This is a genomic window from Streptomyces sp. NPDC017993, assembly GCF_044328065.1.
Taxonomy (GTDB): Bacteria; Actinomycetota; Actinomycetes; order Streptomycetales; family Streptomycetaceae; genus Streptomyces.
Map to the genome: position 1 here is coordinate 1 of NZ_JBIRGO010000006.1, position 19,631 is coordinate 19,631.

Annotated in this window: 17 protein-coding genes; 9 read left to right on the plus strand and 8 right to left on the minus strand. The window is 68.4% G+C overall.

Annotated elements, in window-relative coordinates:
* The first annotated feature begins 361 nt into the window (after positions 1-361).
* Complete coding sequence (locus ACH4FH_RS11900; RefSeq protein ID WP_398555656.1) at positions 362-688, plus strand: UBP-type zinc finger domain-containing protein; 327 nt, start codon at positions 362-364, stop codon at positions 686-688.
* Positions 689-784: 96 nt separating this feature from the next.
* Here the strand turns inward: ACH4FH_RS11900 and ACH4FH_RS11905 are convergent, their stop codons facing one another.
* Entirely contained in the window at positions 785-985 is a 201-nt protein-coding gene (locus ACH4FH_RS11905; protein WP_398555657.1) for a hypothetical protein, read from the minus strand.
* A 345-nt stretch (positions 986-1,330) separates the two neighbouring features.
* Here ACH4FH_RS11905 and ACH4FH_RS11910 point away from each other — a divergent pair, with 345 nt between their 5' ends.
* The 3 genes from ACH4FH_RS11910 (at position 1,331) to ACH4FH_RS11920 (ending at position 3,568) form a co-directional block, all read left to right on the plus strand.
* Positions 1,331-1,726, plus strand: coding sequence for a hypothetical protein (locus ACH4FH_RS11910; protein WP_398555658.1), 396 nt, complete (start codon positions 1,331-1,333; stop codon positions 1,724-1,726).
* Positions 1,726-2,661 (plus strand): hypothetical protein, encoded by a 936-nt coding sequence (locus ACH4FH_RS11915; RefSeq protein ID WP_398555659.1) that lies wholly within the window; start codon positions 1,726-1,728, stop codon positions 2,659-2,661. The genes ACH4FH_RS11910 and ACH4FH_RS11915 overlap by 1 nt, the downstream gene beginning before the upstream one ends.
* 187 nt (positions 2,662-2,848) lie before the next feature.
* A complete protein-coding gene (locus tag ACH4FH_RS11920; protein ID WP_398555660.1) occupies positions 2,849-3,568 on the plus strand; it encodes an alpha/beta hydrolase in 720 nt (239 codons plus the stop codon).
* 6 nt (positions 3,569-3,574) lie between these two features.
* Here ACH4FH_RS11920 and ACH4FH_RS11925 read toward each other — a convergent pair whose 3' ends face one another.
* Entirely contained in the window at positions 3,575-8,068 is a 4,494-nt protein-coding gene (locus ACH4FH_RS11925) for a CHAT domain-containing protein (protein ID WP_398555661.1), read from the minus strand.
* Between the two features lie 299 nt (positions 8,069-8,367).
* Between ACH4FH_RS11925 and ACH4FH_RS11930 the strand changes: the two genes are divergently transcribed.
* Positions 8,368-9,396 (plus strand): aminoglycoside phosphotransferase family protein, encoded by a 1,029-nt coding sequence (locus tag ACH4FH_RS11930; protein ID WP_398555662.1) that lies wholly within the window; start codon positions 8,368-8,370, stop codon positions 9,394-9,396.
* 831 nt (positions 9,397-10,227) lie between these two features.
* On the opposite strand, the gene ACH4FH_RS11935 is transcribed toward ACH4FH_RS11930, so the two are convergent.
* Together ACH4FH_RS11935 and ACH4FH_RS11940 are read right to left on the minus strand one after the other, a co-directional pair.
* The gene (locus ACH4FH_RS11935) at positions 10,228-11,112 is read right to left on the minus strand and encodes an MOSC domain-containing protein (protein WP_398555663.1); all 885 of its coding nucleotides are present in this window, start codon (positions 11,110-11,112) and stop codon (positions 10,228-10,230) included.
* A gap of 160 nt (positions 11,113-11,272) precedes the next feature.
* Positions 11,273-11,917: a DUF6624 domain-containing protein gene (locus tag ACH4FH_RS11940; protein WP_398555664.1), complete on the minus strand. Its 645-nt coding sequence runs from the start codon at positions 11,915-11,917 to the stop codon at positions 11,273-11,275.
* Positions 11,918-12,139: 222 nt separating this feature from the next.
* On the opposite strand from ACH4FH_RS11940, the gene ACH4FH_RS11945 reads away from it, so the two are divergent.
* Complete coding sequence (locus ACH4FH_RS11945; RefSeq protein WP_398555665.1) at positions 12,140-12,709, plus strand: hypothetical protein; 570 nt, start codon at positions 12,140-12,142, stop codon at positions 12,707-12,709.
* A gap of 206 nt (positions 12,710-12,915) precedes the next feature.
* Positions 12,916-13,134, plus strand: a complete 219-nt coding sequence (locus tag ACH4FH_RS11950; RefSeq protein ID WP_398555666.1) for an EF-hand domain-containing protein — start codon at positions 12,916-12,918, stop codon at positions 13,132-13,134.
* Between the two features lie 389 nt (positions 13,135-13,523).
* On the opposite strand, the gene ACH4FH_RS11955 is transcribed toward ACH4FH_RS11950, so the two are convergent.
* Positions 13,524-13,919: a hypothetical protein gene (locus ACH4FH_RS11955; protein ID WP_398555667.1), complete on the minus strand. Its 396-nt coding sequence runs from the start codon at positions 13,917-13,919 to the stop codon at positions 13,524-13,526.
* A 677-nt stretch (positions 13,920-14,596) separates the two neighbouring features.
* Here ACH4FH_RS11955 and ACH4FH_RS11960 point away from each other — a divergent pair.
* Positions 14,597-15,334, plus strand: coding sequence for an SAM-dependent methyltransferase (locus tag ACH4FH_RS11960; RefSeq protein ID WP_398555668.1), 738 nt, complete (start codon positions 14,597-14,599; stop codon positions 15,332-15,334).
* Positions 15,335-15,632: 298 nt separating this feature from the next.
* Here the strand turns inward: ACH4FH_RS11960 and ACH4FH_RS11965 are convergent, their stop codons facing one another.
* From ACH4FH_RS11965 to ACH4FH_RS11975, 3 genes are all read right to left on the minus strand, one after another.
* Positions 15,633-16,067, minus strand: a complete 435-nt coding sequence (locus ACH4FH_RS11965) for a VOC family protein (RefSeq protein ID WP_398555669.1) — start codon at positions 16,065-16,067, stop codon at positions 15,633-15,635.
* Positions 16,068-16,747: 680 nt separating this feature from the next.
* Positions 16,748-17,266, minus strand: a complete 519-nt coding sequence (locus ACH4FH_RS11970; RefSeq protein WP_398555670.1) for a cupin domain-containing protein — start codon at positions 17,264-17,266, stop codon at positions 16,748-16,750.
* 349 nt (positions 17,267-17,615) lie between these two features.
* Positions 17,616-18,359, minus strand: a complete 744-nt coding sequence (locus tag ACH4FH_RS11975) for an AraC family transcriptional regulator (RefSeq protein ID WP_398555671.1) — start codon at positions 18,357-18,359, stop codon at positions 17,616-17,618.
* A 54-nt stretch (positions 18,360-18,413) separates the two neighbouring features.
* Between ACH4FH_RS11975 and ACH4FH_RS11980 the strand changes: the two genes are divergently transcribed.
* Positions 18,414-19,622: an MFS transporter gene (locus tag ACH4FH_RS11980; RefSeq protein ID WP_398555672.1), complete on the plus strand. Its 1,209-nt coding sequence runs from the start codon at positions 18,414-18,416 to the stop codon at positions 19,620-19,622.
* Positions 19,623-19,631: the final 9 nt, after the last annotated feature.

Consider the following 19,631-nt stretch of genomic DNA (forward strand, 5'->3'; position numbering starts at 1 on the left):
AACTTCACCTGCGCGACGATCTTCACGCAGAGCAACCTAGTAGGAATGGTCTTGGGAGGGAAAGTTGAGGTACCGACAGATCCGCAGAGAACTCCACCGCTACGCGGCTCCGCACCAAGGGCCCTTTCCTCCCAGGGCTAAAGCCCTGGGCTTCCTTGGAGAATCCTGGTGAAACAGCGCCTGGAGAAGCTCCTCAGCCGGCCCGAGAACGAGGCGTCTCGAACACCACTACGGGCACTCGCGAAGGTGCCCCCAGTCGGCCCCCTGCCGGCGACGAGCCGCGCGGCACGGAGGAACACGGCGGCCGACCAGTCCGACCGGCTACACGGCCTGCACCCTCCACTCCACTATCGTCCACCGCATGAGCGATCCGAATGCTGCCTGGCAGGTCACCGCCGACGCAGAGGGAAAGCCCACGCGGCGTGAGTGTGCCCATCTCGGCGAAGTACGTGAGGTGGCTCCGTCCACGACTGAGGGCTGCGAGGACTGCCTGAGGATCGGCAGTACCTGGCTCCACCTCCGTGAGTGTCTGGCCTGCGGTCATGTCGGCTGCTGCGACAGCTCTCCCCACCGGCACGCACGCGCTCACGCGCGTACGGAAGCCGGCCATCACCTCGCCCGGTCCTTCGAACCGGGCGAAGACTGGGCCTGGTGCTTCGCGGATGACCTGCTGCTGACACCGCAGTAGAGGGCATTGCTCTGCCGCTGGAGGAAGACGCCGACGTGGACGAACTAGCGGCGAAGGTCGCCTGCTGATCTGGCGGCCGGGCTCACCGCGGCGCACTCAGCCGAATGCGGAACCGGCACGCGCTCCCCCATCGTTCTCCCGCAGGCGCGGCCGCAACTCGGTCCAGTCCCCCATTGCCTGCCGGACGTGGCGCTCCATCTGTTCGGCCACCTCACGCGCCTCGGCCACGATGTCGCCGCGCTCTCTGACCAAACGGTCGTAGATCGGCGGATGCTCAAAACCCCCTGCGGTGCTCATGACACCCAATCATTCCCCCTGACCGGCGATCTGTCAGGTCAGACCAGGAATAAGCCCAGGGTGCTGACCGAAAGCGGCGCCAGGACAAGGCCCACAAGGTCCACGAGATCCCGTTGCAGAGTGCGGGAACCTGCCGGCACGAGCGGCAGTCTCGTCGACTGTGTCCTGACGGCTGGAGCAGGCACCTTCGCGTCCCCGCACCGGTCGGAAGGACATCGCGAACGGGCAGTCACCGGGCGGGGCTTGCGGGACTTCGCCGAACCCGGACGTGCGCCCTCACTCCTGGAGCAAGAATGGCCACCTGGGCCCCAGGGGATGCAACGACGCGCAGGGACGGAGTTCTGCATGACGAGCCGGGCGGAAGCAGCCGGACTGAGGATCGCCAAGGCGCTGTCGTACGTGTGCCGACATCGGGATGAACTCGCTGTGCTGCTCGACGAGGACGGCAACGCCTTGCGTGCTCTCGAAGCCGCGGTCGGTCGCCCTGCCTCGGACGACGGCTCGCTCAGCGCCCTTCTGGACTCCCTGCACACGGCAGTTCGACGTGCGGGCGACCCGTTAGGGGTGTACGGAGGAGCCGGCCGTAGTGTGCTGCCGGCGGGCGTTGGTGATGTGGACATCGTGTACCGGTGTCCCTTGCAGCTGTGCATCGGCCGATCCGGTCATGAGGTGGACGGTGAAGTGCCACACTGCGGGTTCGCCCCCACCGGGACGGCGCTGATCCGCGAGAGGCTCCCGTAGTGGGAGGGCTGCTCGGCGAACTCGGCAAGAAGCTGGCCGAGCGGTGGCTGGCGCTCCTCGTACTGCCGGGCGCGCTCTACCTGGCGGTCACCGCAGCCGGACACACCCTGGGGCACGGTGCCGCGCTGGACTTGGGTCGGCTCACCCGCGCGATCTCGGACGCCGCCCGGGCTCCCCAGGTGACGACGGTGGGCGGCCAGGTCGTGCTGCTGACTGCCGTCCTGGCCGGTGCGGCCGCCGCCGGATTGGCCGCCCAGTGTCTCGGCTCCGCTGTCGAGCGGGTCGCCCTGGCCACTGGCTGGGGGGCCTGGCCGTGGCCGTTCGGCGAGTTGGCGGAGCGCTGCGTGGCACGCAGGCAGCGTCGCTGGGACGCGGTTCGGGCGGAGTACGAAGACCTGCGGCTCCGTGAACGCGCTCCTCGTCCGACCGACCGGCCCAACCCCCGGGAGCGTCATCGTGCGGCCCGCAAGTGCGAACGCATCTCCGTGGAGCGGCCTGAGCGACCTACCTGGAGCGGCGACCGCATCCATGCCGCCGCCATCCGGCTGGACCGGGACGCACACGTCAATCTGCTCGCCGTCTGGCCGCACCTATGGCTCGTGCTGTCGGAGGAGATACGCGCTGAGATCGGTGGGGCCCGAGCCGCGCTGACACGGGCCGCCGTTCTTGGCGGATGGTCCCTGCTCTATCTGCCCCTGGCCTGGTGGTGGTGGCCCGCGGCGCCACTCGCCATGACGCTCGTGGTCATCTCCGCACGTCGCCTCCGTACGGCCTCGGACACCTATGCCGCCCTGCTGGAGGCATCCGTGCGCCTTCACCTGACGGACCTGGCCGACAAGCTACGCATCGAGGAACAACCGATGGGCCCACCGCTCGGTGGGGCGATCATGCGACGGTTGAGCAGCCCGCCACCTGCCTCGGAACCGGCCTCGTAAGCACCGTCGGGCCCTTTGGCGCGCCTCACCCGGGCCCGACCACATGGGTCCGCCGGGCCGCCGAGATCGGAGGGGAACTGAACCGGCGGCAGCTCGACGACCCACCGGTTCCCGTCGTCGAATGACTGCGTTCGCCGCTGCCTGAGCGGCATTGTGTTCGTGTCAACTGTCGTGCAGACTGCGGCACATGACACAGGTGGGGCGCTTTGGAGAAGCAGACGACGCTTCCGGTGAGGAGCGTGTTCTTCTCCTGGGTTTCGATGCCGATGGGCGGGTTGTCATAGCGAGGAACAACCCGGACCACGCGCAGCATGTCGTCATCGTCATCCCTGGTGTCGGCGCGTGGCCGTCCGGCCTCGATCCACTCCTGCTCCGTGCCGAGTTCCTCTGCCGTGAGCTCTCGTCGGGACCGGACGACGATTCCGTCTCGGTCATCACATGGGTCGACTACCGAACACCCACGTCGCCCGCAGAGGCCCGCGATCCGGCGTTCGCCGCGCAGGGTGCGACCCGGTTGGCCAGGTTCATCGTGGATCGACGGGTGACGGCGGAGCACTGGAGCGGGAGGTCCTCCCCGGCGCGGATCACGGTCATCGGACACGGCTACGGCGGGCTCGTGGCCGGTTTCGCGGCGAGGGACCACGGCTTGGAGATCGATGCGCTGGTCCTTCTCGGCTCTGCGTCCGCAGGGACCGAGACAGCGAGCGGGCTGCGCCTCGCCGGGCCGGTGTACGCCACGTCTCCCGAGGTGAACGGCGACGGCACTCCCTTCGGGCTGCACGGCCCGCGGCCGGATGCCCCCGAGTTCGGTGCCACCCTTCTGCACCCCGGCCCGCTGTCGCACGGAGACGATCCGACGGTCCGGTATCTGCCGTCGATCAAGAAGATCATCCTCGGGACGGTCTGACCGCCGTCAAGCGCCGGTGTACAGGTGCGCGGCCCACAGCGAGGGCGTGCGGCGATACCGGTCCCGCTGATTGCGGGCGGCACGGTGCAGGGCCTCAGCGGCGCGGCCGAGATGCAGCGTCCCGGTCCGGGGATCGCGGAGCGCGGAGTAGAAATCCTCGGCGATGTCGACGGCGACCTCGTCGTCCACCATCCACAGCGTTCCGACGACCTGCGGGAAGCCGGCGAGCTGGAAGGCACCCGCCAGGTGCATCGCCTCGTCCAGCAGATGGTCAGCGGCGTTCAGAGCGGTGTGGCACGCCGAAAGGTAGGCGAGCTGGGCGCCTTCGAGGTCGGCCCCGGCCAGACTGCCGACGGTCAGGGGACTGCGCTCGTGGTCGTGCAGGAGAAGCCGGCTGGCCGAGGGGTCCTGGAGGTCGTGGTCGCCATGGCAGGCGAAGTGCACGATGGCGCGGCCGGGAAGTTCCGCCAGGACCAAGTCCCGGGTGGGAAACGGGCCGTGGTCGGCGTCGGGAGCCGGGTCCGGGTCCGGCTCGATCAGCACCAAGGGGTCGGGGAGCAGTCGGGCGAGCAACTCGACCTCGGCCTCGACGTGTTGGAGCAGCCCGTGCTGCGGCAACCCCGGTGTGTTCGGCATCGCGACGACAAGCGAGCGGTCCGCCCCGGGGACGGTCTGATGGCGGCGCGCATGACGCAGGGCTCTGATGGTGGGGGTGTACGAGGACACGACACGGTCCATGACCGTACGGCGAGCGCCGGAGTCGGGGTCGTCGTGGTGACCGGCCGCGTGCAGGGGCAGTAGACCAAGGCGTCCACTGGGAGCCCACCAAAGACGCGGCCAGGCGGCGCCCTCGGGCGGAGTGGCGTCGTGGCCGAGGGCGGCGAGGACCGGCCCGACGGCGCTGTCCCAGAGCCACTTCAGTACGTCGGTGAGAGTGGCCTGTGCGGCGATGCGGGTTGCGTGTGGATCGGTTGCCTCGCGCAGCGCCACATGGAAGGCGTTGACGTGGTCGATCACTGCTCGCGGCGTCAGGGCGGGCAGGTGCAGCGCGGTGATGCCGTCCGCCGTCAGCAGCAGGGCATGGCTGTGCCGATCGTGGAGGGTGAAGGTGACGATCGGGCCTTGCCCGGCGTCGGATCGCAGCTCGTCCGGGGTGGGCGGCAGGGCGAAGTCGGCGAAGCCGTCCAGAGCGCGGATCCGGCCGAGCAGCGCCGTCATCTGTGCGGCCGTATCGACGCGGTCCTCTGACACTTCCTCCCCGATGTTCTTGGCATGAAGGGGCTCGATATCGCGGTCGAGGCTCTCCCTGAGCTCTGCGAAACGTGCCGCGAGCGCGGGGTGGACGCGGCGCAGTTCGGCGAGGTCGCTGCGAGCGTCGAGGGTCTGGCCCAGGAGGACCGCGCGTCCCGCCTCCAGCAGGGAGAGGGCGCGCTGCGCACGCTCCGATAGCGGACGCGTCGTGTCGGCCAGCACGGCAGCGGCGGCACCGTCGGCGAAAGCGCCGGCCGACGCGAGGGCATGCTGCTGATCAGCGCGTCGCATACGGTGCGAGGCGAGTTCGGGCAGCAGAAGGACCACGGTTTCCAGCAGTTCCGCCGTGAGGGCGGGCGAGACGGCCAGCCCCTCGATGAGACGGGCGCTTTGGATGCGCAGGCTCGGAGGCGCGGTCTCGCGGTGGACCAACTCGGTGATGATGCGCAGCGCTTCGTCTCCGTCGACGGCAGCCTCGTCGCGGAGGAATCGGGACCGCAGGGCTGCTGCTGTCACCAGCAGCGCTCCGGGTCGGTTGGCATCGTCGGCGGCAGCTTCGTCGAGGGCCTCGCGTCCCGCGTCCACCGCGTCGTCGAGGTCCCTCGCATTCCTGGCGAAGTCGGAGCGGCCCTGGAGAAGGTGGCACAGGTTCGAGAGACCCTGCACCCGTGCCTCACTGTTCTCCGGTGCGAGTTCGACGGCCTGACGGCCGAATTCCACAGCCGCTTCGAGATCCGCCGCGTCACTGTTCCACTGGAACCGGAAATGATGGGCGTTACTCAAGGACGTGAGGTAGCCGGCGCGCTGGGGGTCCTCGGCGAAGGCGGCATCGACTGCCCGGCGCCCGGCCTCGACGGACTCGTCGAGGTCCGCACTCTCCCCGACACGTTCGAAGCGGAGCCGGAACGCGAAGCTGAGAGCCGACAGGCGCCTTGCCCGCCCGATGTCGTCCGCGGCCGTGGCCTCGACGGCCCGACGGCGTACCTCGACCACTTCCTCCGCGTCGGCCAGCGAGCGAGTCCGCCCGAAACGGTCCTTGAGGCAGTCGGCGAGCAAGTCCAAGCGGGCGGCATGCTCGAAGCCCCTTCCGATGACCAGTCTGGCGGCCCGTCCCTCGGCAGTGAACGCCTCGCCTGCTCCAGACGAATTGCCGTCCGGCTTCCGCCGCGCGGTTACCTCGACGGCGCGGCGAGCGAAGCCGACCGCCTCATCGAGATCCTGCATTGATCTCGTCAGTCCTGAGCGTCTGTGCAGCACCGTGGACAGGTTCAGCAGAACTTCGAGATCGTGTTCAGGTGTGTCATCCGCCGCCTCAACGGCCAGACGGCCGAGGGCGACCGCCTCGTTCAGGTCTTCCCGGTCGCCCAGGCGGTCGAAGCGGATGTACAGCGCGCTGCAGAGGTTCGCCAGACAGACGGTGCGCTCGGAACCCTCCCCTGCGGCTTCCAGGGCCTCGCGTTCGACGGTCAACGCCCCGTTCAGATCACCGAGCGCCTCTTCCGCGCGCTGGAAACGCCGGACCAGCGCCGCGGAAAGGCTCTGCAGCCGCGCGCACCGCTCGGCGCGCCCCGCCGAGGTCGCCTCGACGATCAGTTGCCGAATGGTGATCGCCGAGTCGAGGTCCTCAGGCGTTGCGAGCCGTTCGAAGCGTGTCCACAGTGCGGTGTCGAGGACGATCAGAGCGGCCTCGCGGTAGGGGTCGTCATCCGTCGCGTTGTCGACGGCCTGACGGCACAGTGCGACGGCCTCGTCCAGATCTGCCGCCCCGTTCATCATCTCGTGGCGGGTCAGCAGCATGGATCCGAGGTTCGCGAGCATCAGCGTCCGGCCGGAACGGTCGCTGTCGTCGGCGGTCGACTCGACGGCTTGCCGGGCCACAGCGACCGCTTCGTCGCACACCGCCGGTGCCCGGGTGGACGCGAAGCTCTCCTTCAGCACCATGCTGAGGTCCAGGAGGCGGAGGGTGCGCTGTGCCGAGTGCGGAGATGTGGCGGTGGCCGCCTGACGCAGTACCGCCACCGCTTCGTCCAGATCCTCCTGGCTGCTGGTCAGGCCGAAACGAGAGCGCAGGGCCTTGCCGAGATCCACCAGGCGCGAGACCCGCTCGCCATGGTTCGCCGGCGTGGCTTCGACCGCCCGCCGCAGCACCTCCACGGCCTCGTCCAGGTGCTCCGCCAACCGCGTCTGCTCGAACCACCCCTGGCACGCCTTGCCCAGGGTCGTCAGATACATGGCCAGGTCGGGATGCGCCGTGCCGGCTGCCACGCACTCGCGGCCGACGCGTACCGCCTCATCCAGGTCGGCCATCATCTTCGTACGGTCGAACCCGTGCCGAAGCGCGGTGCTGAGGTTGTTGAGCATCGCCGCGCGGTTGGGGTCGTCCGCGGTGGCGGCCGCGAGGGCTCGTCGGACCACGGTCGTCGCCTCGGCCAGATCTTCCCAACTGCCCCTGAGATCAAAGCGGGTTTGAAGGACAGCGCCGAGGTTCGTCAGCATGGGGCTCTGCCCCGGAAAGCCGTCGGCGGCGTCAACGGCCCGCCGGGCGACCGTCACCGCCTCGTCCAGATCCGCCTCGGCGCGTGTGTGTTCGTATCTGCTCTTGAGCGCGGCGCCGAGATTCGACAGGCCCATCACCAGATCACGGCGCCGCGAGGCGATCTCCACGGCTCGTCGCCCGGTGGCCAGCGCGTCGTCGAGATCCCGGGGGTCCCCGGTCCGCGAGAAGCGCATCCAGAACGCGCCGCAGATGATCGCCAGGCGGTGTGGCCGTTCCGGGTGGCGTTCCGGGGTGGCGTTCACCAGATGGATCCAGTGATCGACGACATAGGAGAGCAGGGTCGTGTCGGAACCGGCCGCGGCGTACTCGAGTACGGTGATCAAGCTCGGTGCGGCCCTGTCCGCCAGCGCGGGCAGCAGCGGTTCGGGCAGTTCCCACAGCCCCATGGTGATCGCGGCCGGGGTGAGATGCTCCAGAGCCTCTTCGAGCACCGCCCGTTGCTGCGGCCCCTCCGGCAGGGCCTGGAACTGGTACCACTTCAACCAGCCCAGCGCGTGCCTGGCCGGCGTGTCCGTGGTCCCTGATGCGTCGAGGCTCCGCGTGTCCGCGCTCGCTGATGCATCGAGGCTCCGCTCCAGCTCGGCGGCAAGTGCGTTGATGCCCGGCATCAACGCCTGTGACGGATCCCGCGAGTTCCTGACCCGTTGCAGAAACTCGTCCAACAAGTCCACCAACTCGTCACGACGCCGCATCAGACCCCCTTGTCGCAGCGATGTCCGATCGTACGATGACAACGTTCCGCGCGGGGTGAGAAGGCAGCTACCGTCCGGGGAGACCTTTGAGGCACGGCCGGACACGTACGCCGGAGCACATCATCATCGCCGACGTGCTCGCGGACCCACATGAAGGCGTCGATCGGTTCCGCGCTTACTCCGGAAGACGACCGCCCAGCCGACGGCCGAGTCGAATTGACGGTGTGTCAGACACAAACCCCTGAACTCGCTGAGCACAGTAGCCGTACGCTCGTTCGGCCGCGTGGAAGGATGAGGCCATGTGGTCGCGACTGCCGTTCGGGAGCGAGTTAAAGGCCGAGCTGGGATCGCCCAGGCGCTCTCGCAGACTGGGCAGCAGCCCTCGCTCGCGTGTGTGGCGCGTCGAATTGCCAGAGGCAACGGCGGTGGTGAAGCAGATCGTCGACGGTCCTGATGCCGACGAGCGATACGCCCGCGAGGTGGCCGCCCTGAGGATCGCCGCCCGAGCTGAAATTCCCGTGGTGCCCGCGTTACTGGCAACCGTCCCCGGCGAACGGGTCCTGGTACTGGAGCATCTGGCTCACCGACGCCCGGCCGACGACTGGATCGTCGACTATGCAGCCGCGTTGGCACGACTGCACGCCACCCCCCGCCCGGAGGACGTTGGCGTACTCCCCCGGTGGCAGGGCCCGAACCAGGCCGATATCGAGTCGTTCCTACGCCTGGCCGGGGCTCTGGAGGTTCCCGTCACTTCTGGTGTGTCCGGCGAACTCCATGACCTCGTGAAACGGCTGGACCACGCATCCGGGCATGCCCTTCTCCACGGGGACCCCTGTCCCGGTAACGATCTCCACACCGCCACGGGGGTCAGATTCATCGACTTCGAGCAAGCGTCGCTGGGCAGCGGCTTGATGGAACTCGCCTACCTGCGCATCGGCTTTCCGACCTGTTGGTGTGTCACTTCAGCCTCGGAGCGGCTGCTGGAACGGGCGGAGCGCGCGTATCGCAATGAGTGGCGCGCCATGACCGGCTCCCAGCTGCAGGAGGGGCTCGCTGACGCGTGCGTCGGATGGCTGCTCCGTGGCGACGCGCTGGTTGAGCGGGCCCACCGCGAAGGCACTGATCACCTGGCTCGGATTCCGCACCGGGACTGGAAGTGGGGCACCGCGACCGCACGGCAACGGCTCGTCCATCGGCTCGGGGTTGTTGGAGGGTTGACGGCCGACCACACCTCTCTCAGCGGCGTGAGCAGCCTCAGCACCGCTATGCGCCAACGAATGCTCGCTCGCTGGCCCGCACTCCAGCCAGTCCCGACGAAGCGACGATAAGGGTCGGCCGGCACCCCGGAGCCGCTGGCGGGTGGGCTGCGATCACCCCTCATGCCCGCCTGCTCAGCCGGGGCAGCCGGGGCAGCCGGGGCAGCCGGGGCAGCTGGGGCAGCTGGGGCAGCTGGGGCAGCTGGGGCAGCAAGAGCCTGGCCGGCCTGCCTCTCACTCCGTCCCGGGCCCCGGCAGCCGCCGAACACCGACCATCGAGACGGACTCCGGGGTCCGAATACGCTGGAGGGAGCCTCCGCAGCCCACCCACCCGACGTGCGGCGGAGGTCCGGAAGATGAAGGAGGTGGCGTGATCACGATGAAGCATGCCACTGCTGGTGCTGCCTGACGGGGGACGACGCCGACGGCAGTGAGACCGGATGGACACCTACCGGCGGCACGTGGAACACCCGCGTGACAGTGGCTGGGACAAATACACAAACCCAGTCGTGGTCCGGATCCAGAGCCGCAAGCGCCTCTCTGGTGAAGCTGGAGCCGGAAGTAATCGCCCGCCAAGAGCGGCGGTGAACCGCGTCCCTCCCCGGTCAAGCCTGCGACCCCTGCCTCGGCAGGGAGAGAGCGAACGGAACCCTGCGCCTCCGAGTTGAAGACCCCTTCGACTCGCTGAGGAGCAGCACCATCAGCAGAACAACCGAACACAAGGCCATCGGCCATCACGAAGCCGGACACACAAAGCGACGCCGGACACACATCTGACGCCCCTGCGGCTCCCGCCCACGGGCGGGAGCCGCTTCCCTTCACCCACAGGGGCACGAAGCGTTCCCCACCCTCGGATGCGTACTGATCTGCCTTCGACGCCTGCACACATTCCGGCACAAGGATCTACAGTTCGGCGTCGCCCCACTCCTGAACGACCACTTCGTCGCCCACCGACAGCTTCCCCGGCCGCGCCACGGAGAACTTCGCGCCGAACACCACGCCCCCGCTCGCCGCCCGCCGATAGCCGGCGAGCGTGCGCAGCGGCTCCCGCCCCTGCCGCGCCCCGGCCTCCTGATCGACCAGGGTGACAGCGCAACGCACCGCGAGCTTGGCGTAGCCCAACTCGGCCCCGCCGATGGTGATGCGGCGGGCGCGGTCCTCGGTGTGCGGGACGGACGCCCAGTCTCCGCCGTCGCTGTCATGGCCGTCGCCGCCGCCAGGGCTGCTGTCGACGACGATGTTCGGGCGGAAGCGGTTCATCGGCAGAGGCGGGGCATCCCGTTCGGCCATCCGCCGGTTGAGGAGGGTAAGGGAGGAGCGGGAGAGCAGGTGCACGGCGCTGCTGTCGGCGTAGCCGGAGGGGCCTGGTGTCAGACCGTCGGCGACGCGGTCGTGCTCGGGTGGCACGCGGACCAGGCGGCTGGGGGTGCCGAGGAACTCCGAGAGCCAGGCGGCGACTTCGTCGCCCTGGTCAATCCCCTGGAAGGCGGCGCCGAACAGGTCGACGTCGCGGCGCGGAGCGGACGTGGTCACATCGAGGCACACCTTTCCGTAACGGACCGTGGTGTCGGCCGAGTCGAGCGTGAGCCGGGTGCCGTCGGAGCTGACGGCGGGACGGATCAGGGCGAGGCGGGGGTGGCGTCGCTGGGTGCGGTAGACCCCGTCCTCGCTGATGACCATGAAGCTGCGATCGTGCGCGAGGCCTGCCGGCGTGAGGAGCGCATCGTTCATCGACGTGCCCGCGCATCCCTTGACGGGATAGCAGATCAGCTCCGTGACGCCGGACATGTGCCGCCTCCTTTGGTCGACAGCCAGATTAGAACATCAGCCCTGATGGGGTGATGTCATTCAGCCTCGGATGATCTGACCACTCTTGGGTGATCTGACCCCTCTTGGAGGTCATTTCGTGAGAGGACAGTAGGTCGCGCGTCCCTCGCTCGGCTGCTCCCTAACGCTGGGCAGCTCCCCCCTTGTTTGACTCACAGTTCGCATAGCGGGGCCCTTCAGGCGTTACTCGGGGAGGTCCGTCCGGTCGTCCAGGGCGGCAGGGGTTGTCGCGAGCGTCCGGGCGGCCGCTGTTTCCGCTTGAGTACGTCTTTCGCATGCACTGGTCGTATGCGGCGGCGCTGTCCAGGCCCATCGCGGCGCGCCGTTCGTCGAGGCCGTCGGGATCCTGGACGGGCTGGGGTCGCAGGCTGTTGCCGTCGTCGGCGTACTGCGTGCCGTAGAGGTGGGGCTTCCCGGCGCCGACCAGGACGCGGTCGGTGAGATAGGCGAGGTGCCGGGCTGGTGCGTCGCCGGCCTCGACGGCGGATTTCAGCTGTTGCAGAGCCTGGCCCTGGAACTCAGGGGCGCGATCGGCGTGCTGGACCAGGAGCCATGCCTCGTCGGCGCCCCGGTCGCCCACCAGGGCGGTACCGGGCCAGCCGTGCTCGGCGATGACGGACTTGATCCAGGCTGTGTTGTCGGCATCAATCCGTGCGAGGTCCCCGGCCTCGCCCGTCTGGCTCCATCGATTGCGGGCTCGCCGGTCGGTATCGGCGCGACGGCTCAGCTCAGCGGCCAGGCCGGCGCGAATCATGATGTACGGCACTCCCATTCCTTCAGTTGGCGGTGAACTGTGGTGGCTGGGTGCGGATGGCGCCGGAACAGCGGCAAGGTATGCGACTGCTTGCGCATGCATGCTGGATACCCACTGTCAGCAGGGACTGACATCCGGCATGCCCGACGAGCGATCCTTCAGCGGTCTGAATCGGTGACCGGAAAACCCCGTGGACCTGCTCCATCACCGCACTAGCATCTCGGGATGCGCTGCATGGACGACCGAGAGGTCGACGAGGCCGTGGCCGAAATGATGCGGGTGCTCGGCCAGCACGACACGGAGAACTGGGCGGTACCGGCGGGTTCGCTGGAGTGGAGTTGCTGGACGACGGCCGCACACGTCGCGCACGACCTGATGGCCTACGCCGGGCAAGTGGCGAGTCGCCCCGCCGGGGCCTACCTGCCGTTCGACCTCACCGTCCAACCAGGCATCGCTCCGCGCGAGGTACTTCAGGTGGTCAGCGCCTGCGGACGGCTGCTCAGCAGCGCTCTGGTCACGGCAGATCCACATACGCGGGCCTGGCACTGGGGGCCGTGCGACCCGGCGGGGTTCGCGGCAATGGGTGTCGCCGAGGTTCTCCTGCACACCAAAGACATCACCGTGGGGCTGGGGGCGCAGTGGCAGCCCCCGACATCGCTGTGCGCCGCGGTGCTCAGCCGCCTCTTCCCCGATGCCCCGACCGGTGACCCGGCCCAGGTCCTCCTCTGGTGCACCGGTCGCGGCGAATTGGAAGGACGCCCCCGCCGCACCTCGTGGACGTGGCGGGCGGCAGTGTCCGACTGAGCAGGCGCTGATGTGCAGGACGCAGGATTTCGAGCCCGGACGCGAGCTCCTGTTTCGCGGCCGCGGTGGAGTCATGAGCCTCGGAACGCGCTTGGCCCGCGACAGCCGGGCAGGTGGGCAGGTGGGCAGGTGGGGCAGCGTCCGCGCTGCTCCGGGCGGACGGATAATCTGGGCCCGTCAGCAAAGATCAAAGAAGGGTGGAGCACATGACAGACATCGTGGAGACGGCGGCGCGGAAGGTCTTCGAGCGCTACGACATCGACGGGGACGGCCTGGTCACCGCGGACGAGTACCGGAAGGTCGTAGCGGAGCTGGAGGGCTCGGAAATCACCGAGTCGCAGGCCCAGGAGCTGATCGACTCGCTCGACACCAACGGCGATCGCCAGATGTCCTTCGAGGAGTTCTGGGCGGCCATGAATGGCTGACACGGTCGGGTCCGGCACGTGAACGTGCCGGACCCGGTTCGTCACCGCACCCGTTCCGGTTCCCTGAACAGTCCAGCTCAGGCACCTGCAGACTGTTCACGATTCACTGACGTCCTCTGCCGGTGAAGTCCGTCCGCCCCTTGCTGATCGAGCTAATGGCTTTGTTCATGAGCACGGACAGCAGATGCTCACCGCTTCGGGATGCGCCAGAGCACACCGAGAACTCGAACGCTGCTTGAGTGCCGGCCCTAGAGACCACTGCCGCGGTCTGGCCGGCGGTGGCGGCGCCTGCCTGCCTGCCGATCCATCCGAACGTGGCCACGACATTCCCGCGTTTTCGTGTGTGCGGCGCCGACTGCGTCAGAGTCGCACAGGCGGCCTGGACGTGCTCAGTGGTCGCCCGTGTGCGGGCGCACGGGGCGTGGCAGTGGCTGACGCCAGTCGCCCAGCCTCGTGAGGAGGAACTGGCGGGCGAGAGAACGTATGTCGTCCCACGCCGGATCTGTGGCCAGGGCGTTGGCCCAGAGGCCGACGCGGCAGACGGCATCGATCTCGCCCAGGCGACGGCCGATGGCCCGAAGACCGCGCAGATCCTTGGGCTCGAAGGCGCCGCGCTCCGCTAGTCCCTCGGAGACGCTGCAGAGGAGCTCCACCTCTTCAACGACGTCCTTCGTCCTCAGCTCGCGCTCCCCCAGCCAGGCAAGCTGATCCTGGGTGTCGGCTGCCAGGAGGGCCATGAAGCGCAGCGTCCAGGTGTGCAGGTTCGCGTCGCCGAGATGGTTCATACATGCAGGATCGCACCTAGCTCCCGCAACCGTGTTCGATGGCGCGGAAGGGCAGCAATGGCCGACGAGGCACCGCGGAGGTCGAAGCGCGAGTGCTGCTGCCACAGGCGAACAGCGCCAGACAGCGGTGCCTCCCGAAGTGCTGAACATCTGCTGTCCATTCATGAACAAAGCCAAACTGACGAGAGCGTGGCGTCGGTGCACGGCGTGTGGATGGGGACCAGCGGCCTGCCGAGACTCGATGCACGCGTAGTGCACAACCGCACGCTTAACAGGGCCTGGACTGCGTCAGGTCGCTCCTCACGCTGACGAGTCATCACCTCGGCCTGTTGGGCCGCTGCCTGGCAGACTCCCCCGTCCCGCCTTCCACACACATGCCGGGACGGCGGTAGCCTCGCCCCGGGGCCGGTGTCGGCGCCCGGCCGACAAGCCGGACGCCCTACCGCTCACATCAGGCCGGCGAGATGACCGCTTGGCCGAGGTGCCGGGCGAAGAACCAAACGGCGCTGTCGGCCTCGAACCTGGAACGCTTCCTTGTGCTTGCCCGCGTTGGCGTGTCCGATGGGCCGACCCTGGCTGAGCAGCTGTCAAAACCTGTGGATCGGCGGAGCCCAGGAGGCCCATTCCACGAACGAAAACGAGGTGCGCGCGGTCTGAGGCCCTGACAAGCTGCGCCCGTGAACCGTGAACAGATCTCCAGGATCGCCCATGCTGATCACCCGATTAAGTCTCCGCTCGACGACGACTCGGTGCGCCGGCTTCTGGAACGCGGCCTCCCGCGCGGCGACGAGCGGGTGCTCGACCTCGGTTGCGGCGGCGGGGAATGGCTCCTGCGCGCCCTGGCCACCCGCCCGCACGTGCACGCCGAAGGCGTCGACATCTCCGGGGAAGACCTGGCGCAGGCGCACCGAGCAGCGAGCCACCTCGGCGTCCAGGAGCGTCTCGTCCTCCACCACCGGGAGGCCGCGGACTTCGTCTCGCCGCAGCCGTTCGACCTGGTCCTCAGCGTCGGGGCCGCGCATGCCTTCGGCGGTCTGATCCCCACCCTCGCGGACGCACGCAAGCACCTGGCTCCCGGCGGCCGCGTCCTGATCGGTGAGGGATTCTGGGACCGCGATCCTTCCCAGGAGGCCGTCGAGATGCTCGGAGACTTCGCCGACCTGGCGACCACCGTGGACCGCGTCGTCGCCGACGGCTGGACTCCTGTCGACGGCCACGTCAGCACGCGCCGCGAACTGGACGACTACGAGTGGGCCTGCTGGGGGTCATTGGCGTCATGGGCCCTGGACCACCCCGCCGACCCGGACAGCGCGCACGCACTCGCGACAGCCACCACCCGGCGCTCCGAATGGCTACGCGTCTACCGGGACACTTGGGGCTTCGTATCCCTGGTCCTGCGTCAGACGTCCGACTGACCGAGTGACCGACTGACCGACTTCGACATGGTGGCCGCATTCGAACTCGCAGAACGTGCCCTAGCCACGCGGCCATCACGAACCGATGATGGTCGAGGGCCAGGAGCAGCCGGTGGAGCACCGCCTTGGCGTATGGATCTCCCACACCCAGGGGCCGCCGCGACCAGCTCGCCCGGGTGCCGGGCTGTTGCAACGGGCCGTGGCGTCGTGACGCGGTCCGCCAAGCTCGCTGGTCCGTTACGAAGCCACCATCCACCTCGCCTGATCCCCCAGGCGCTTGACCACTCGGTGAGCGCGGCTAGAGACTGCCGAAATCGGGAAGGGTGACCGAGCCGTCCTCGGCGAGGGGGAACCCGGGGTTGTGCGCGATCTCCCAGGCGTGGCCGTCCGGGTCGACGAACGCACTGGAGTAGAAACCAATGGCGTTCATGGCCGCGGGCTTGGTGATGGTCCCACCGGCCCTCTCTGCCGCCGCGAGCAGAGCATCGACCTCCGCCTCGGACCGGACGTTGTGCGCCAGGGCAATTCCGCCGAATCCGACCGCCGGCCCGGGCTCCAGGCCGCAGTCCTGCGCAAGTTTGTCGCGGCTCCACAGGACCAGCCCCAGGCCGCCCGCCTGGAAGAAGACGGTCTCCTCGACTTCTTGCCCCCGCCAGCCCAGGGCCTCGTAAAAGCCCTTGGCCCGAGCGAGATCGGAAACCCCAAGCGTGACCAAAGTGATGCGCTGCTCCATGAAATCAAGGTAGGCCGCCCCCGGCGATGGCCGACTGCGCCCCTCCCAGCCTCATCTCAAACACGCCCTAGCGGGCTACCAGTCACGTGGCAGCTGGTGGTACTGGAGAACCGTCTGCAAGCTCGTGCCCCAGGATCGAGCGAAGCCCATTCGCCCATATGAGCATGAAGGACGAAGTGCCGTTCACTCCATCCACAGCGGAGTGCCGCTGACTCGGCCGGCACGCTCATTCGGTGAGGCGCTGGAGGGCGCGTGCCCGGGTGCCGCGCGGGCACGCGTCCCCGCGCGGAACGCTCACGCAGCCGCCCGGCCTCCGCGTGGAACGCCATGGTCCGGACGTGTCGGGCCGCCGCGGCGAGATGGTGGCTGAGATGTCCGGCCACCGGTCCGACAGGCTGCCGCCGGCGGTTGGGAGGCTCCAAGCCCGGACAGCTTCCCCGGCTCTTTCCGGGTGCTTGAGCGAGCGCCGGGCCCGCTGGCGACAGATGGATACGGGGGTGGGCTCGGGGTGGATACCGTTTTGCCACCCGCGTGACCATCGTTGAGTACGGCGGTGGCTGTGATGGGAAACGCCTCTTCCCCGAGGCGCAAACACACTGCTGGCTAGCGTGTACAGGCCGGGATCGCCCTGGCGGTGGTCATCGCAGCGAGGAGCCGGTAGTCCTGCAACCGGACCGGGACTACTCCGCCTCGGGCTCGAAGTCCTCCACGAAGTAGCTGTCGTGCCGCATACGAAACTGCTTGAGTTCCTCGCTGCCGCGCCGTGCCATCTCCCCGACCCGCTCGAAGTATTCCTCGCGTGGGGCACCTGGGGAGAAAAGCATGAGCATGGACATGGGCTCGTCGGTCACGTTCTTGAAGGCATGCAGGCCGCCGACCGGTACGTACAGGAAGTCGCCCTCGCGGCCCGTGACCCACTTCTCGCCGTTGTAGAGCTCAAGTTCGCCGGAGAGTACGTAGAAGGACTCTGACATCGCCTTGTGGAAATGGGTCTTGGCTCCGGCGGACCTCGCACCCAACTCCACCTTGTACAGGCCGAATTCGCCGCCGGTCGACCCGTTGGTGGCGAGGTAGTGGGTAGAGCCGCCCGGCGAGGAAATGTCCGGCGGGGTGTTGGCCGACCGGAACGCTGCGTTCACTTCGCCCTTGTTGCCGTGGTAGCGGGGCTCCGGGTACTCAAGGTTATCCGGGTAGGACATGATGCGCTCCTTTGGCAGGTCTCCACAGCATGGTGGCTCCACCTCGTAGACGGCCGCATCGGGCCTGCGGATGATCTTGAGTCGGCCGGCACGGGGCTGGGGCCCTAGTACTGCAGACCTAGTCGGTGGGGCCGTAGGGCTGACAGGTGAGGCGCTCGCGTGCGGGCTGCTGGGATTTCGGTCAACCGGGCATTGAGGCTGCGCCACTCGGCGGACAGATCGTCACCTCCAGCGACATGGTCACCACGGGTATGCAGTCACCAAAAAGCGGCCCCGGCCCCGGCCACGCCGCGCGCCCGCGCCCGCGCGCTGCACGCGACGCGCTGACCGAATGGCTTGAACGCTCTGGCTAGCGGGGCTGATGTGAACCCGGAGTGTGTCCGAAGGTACGGCGGAAGACATCGATGAACGCGCTGGCGGACGACCATCCGCACGCGTGGGCCACGGTGGTCACAGGTGTGTTCTCAGCGAGCAGGATCAAGGCGTGATGGAGGCGTAGTTGCGTGCGCCACTGCGGGAAGGTCATGCCGAGATCGGCTTTGAAGAGGCGGGACAGGGTGCGGTCGCTGGCGCCGACCTGGCGGCCCAGGGCGGTCAGGGTGCGGCCGTCGGCCGGATTCGTGCGCAGGATCTCGCACACTGCCTTCAACTGAGGGGTGGTTGGGGTGGGCAGGTGCAGCGGCTGCTGGGGTGAGGCCCGCAGTTGGTCGAGCAGCACGGCCCGCAACCGCCCGCGTTCGGGGCTGTCGTCGTGCGGGGTGTGCGTGTAGTTGAGGATCAGTTCCCGCAGGAGGGGGCCGACGGCCAGCACGGTCGGCTTGTCCAGGCCGAGCGGGTTGTCTCTTGCGGGCAGGCCGACCATGTGCAGTTGGAGTTCGCCGTGGGCCTGGTGGGCATGGACGGTGCCGGCCGGTACCCAGATGGCGCGAGTGGCCGGTGCGATCCACGAGCCGGCGCTGGTCGTGACCGCCAGCACTCCCCGGCCCGCATAGACGATCTGGTGGTCGTCGTGGTGGTGGGCGTCGATGGCGGCTCCGGACGCCAGCCGCTGGGTGCGGGTCGGCGCCACGGGCTCGTGGCGGATTTCCGTCATTGATTGGCAGTTTATCGGAAGCGGGACACATTGGTCGGCAATGATCATTGTGACGTGTCAAGGAATAAATCAATCATCATGCTGTCAGCCGGCCATGCCTGCGTGGACATCTACCAAGGCGCGGTGGCGTCGCTGGTCCCGTTCTTCGTCGCCGAGCGCGCCTACAGCTACGCCGCGGTCTCGGGCATCGTGCTCGCCGCCTCCTTGCTGTCCTCGGTGGCCCAACCGCTGTTCGGCCTGCTCACCGACCGCTGGGCGATGCCCTGGCTCCTCCCGGTGAGTACGATCCTCGGCGGACTGGGTATCGCCCTGAGCGGCTTGAGCGGTTCCTACGCCCTGACGCTGACGTTCGTGGCGGTGTCCGGTGTCGGGGTCGCCGCCTACCATCCCGAGTCCGCCCGCGTCGCCAGACTCGTCAGCGAGGGCAGCCACAGCGCGATGAGCTGGTTCTCCCTCGGCGGCAATCTCGGCTTCTCCGCCGCGCCGCTCATGGTCACCGCCGTCGTCGCCTCCGGCGGCCTGCGCCTGTCGCCGCTGCTGGTGGTACCGGCTCTGGCCGGCAGCGTGCTGTGTCTGCCCGTCCTGCGCGCGCTGGCGAAGAGGGCACAGGGCGGTTCCGGCACCACGGTTGCGGTGGGTACCGACGACAAGGTCTCGTTCGTGAAGCTGTCGTTGGCCGTGGTCTGCCGGTCCATCGTCTTCGTCGGTTTGAGCACCTTCATCTCGCTCTACGCACAGCAACGTTCGGGAGGCAGTACGGCAGCGGGCACCTTGGCGCTGTTCTTGCTCTATCTCGGTGGCGCGGTGGGCTCTGTGCTGGGCGGCAGCCTGGCCAATCGCTGGGACCGGGTCGTTGTCTCCCGGTGGGCGTACCTCCTCACGGTCGTCGCCGTCGCAGGGATCGTGTTCATACCCGGCCCGGCGATCTTTGTGTTCGTGGCGCTGGCCTCCGCCGGCCTGTACGTTCCCTTCTCCCTTCAGGTCACCCTCGGCCAGGACTACCTGCCCTCGCGTGTCGGCACCGCCAGCGGGATCACCCTCGGACTGACCGTCAGCATCGGCGGCCTGGCCAGTCCTGTCATCGGCAGCGTCGCCGACGCGACCTCCCTGCGTATCGCCCTGACGCCGCTGATCGTGATGCCCGTCCTGAGCTGGCTGCTGTTTCGCACACTGCCCGAACCCGCCGTGCCGAAGCCGGTGACGGCGCGACCGACCGGAGACGACACGGATGCCGAACTCTCCCCAGCGAGCGATCACCGCTGACCAGCCTGC

Bases quoted from the DNA above. Each gene is read 5' to 3' on its own strand.
- ACH4FH_RS11945 (WP_398555665.1), top strand. From the start codon at position 12,140: ATGGACGACCGAGAGGTCGACGAGGCCGTGGCCGAAATGATGCGGGTG.
- ACH4FH_RS11930 (WP_398555662.1), top strand. From the start codon at position 8,368: ATGTGGTCGCGACTGCCGTTCGGGAGCGAGTTAAAGGCCGAGCTGGGA.
- ACH4FH_RS11905 (WP_398555657.1), bottom strand. From the start codon at position 985: ATGAGCACCGCAGGGGGTTTTGAGCATCCGCCGATCTACGACCGTTTG.
- ACH4FH_RS11975 (WP_398555671.1), bottom strand. From the start codon at position 18,359: ATGACGGAAATCCGCCACGAGCCCGTGGCGCCGACCCGCACCCAGCGG.
- ACH4FH_RS11920 (WP_398555660.1), top strand. From the start codon at position 2,849: ATGACACAGGTGGGGCGCTTTGGAGAAGCAGACGACGCTTCCGGTGAG.
- ACH4FH_RS11970 (WP_398555670.1), bottom strand. From the start codon at position 17,266: ATGTCCTACCCGGATAACCTTGAGTACCCGGAGCCCCGCTACCACGGC.
- ACH4FH_RS11935 (WP_398555663.1), bottom strand. From the start codon at position 11,112: ATGTCCGGCGTCACGGAGCTGATCTGCTATCCCGTCAAGGGATGCGCG.
- ACH4FH_RS11955 (WP_398555667.1), bottom strand. From the start codon at position 13,919: ATGAACCATCTCGGCGACGCGAACCTGCACACCTGGACGCTGCGCTTC.
- ACH4FH_RS11950 (WP_398555666.1), top strand. From the start codon at position 12,916: ATGACAGACATCGTGGAGACGGCGGCGCGGAAGGTCTTCGAGCGCTAC.
- ACH4FH_RS11910 (WP_398555658.1), top strand. From the start codon at position 1,331: ATGACGAGCCGGGCGGAAGCAGCCGGACTGAGGATCGCCAAGGCGCTG.
- ACH4FH_RS11900 (WP_398555656.1), top strand. From the start codon at position 362: ATGAGCGATCCGAATGCTGCCTGGCAGGTCACCGCCGACGCAGAGGGA.
- ACH4FH_RS11925 (WP_398555661.1), bottom strand. From the start codon at position 8,068: ATGCGGCGTCGTGACGAGTTGGTGGACTTGTTGGACGAGTTTCTGCAA.
- ACH4FH_RS11965 (WP_398555669.1), bottom strand. From the start codon at position 16,067: ATGGAGCAGCGCATCACTTTGGTCACGCTTGGGGTTTCCGATCTCGCT.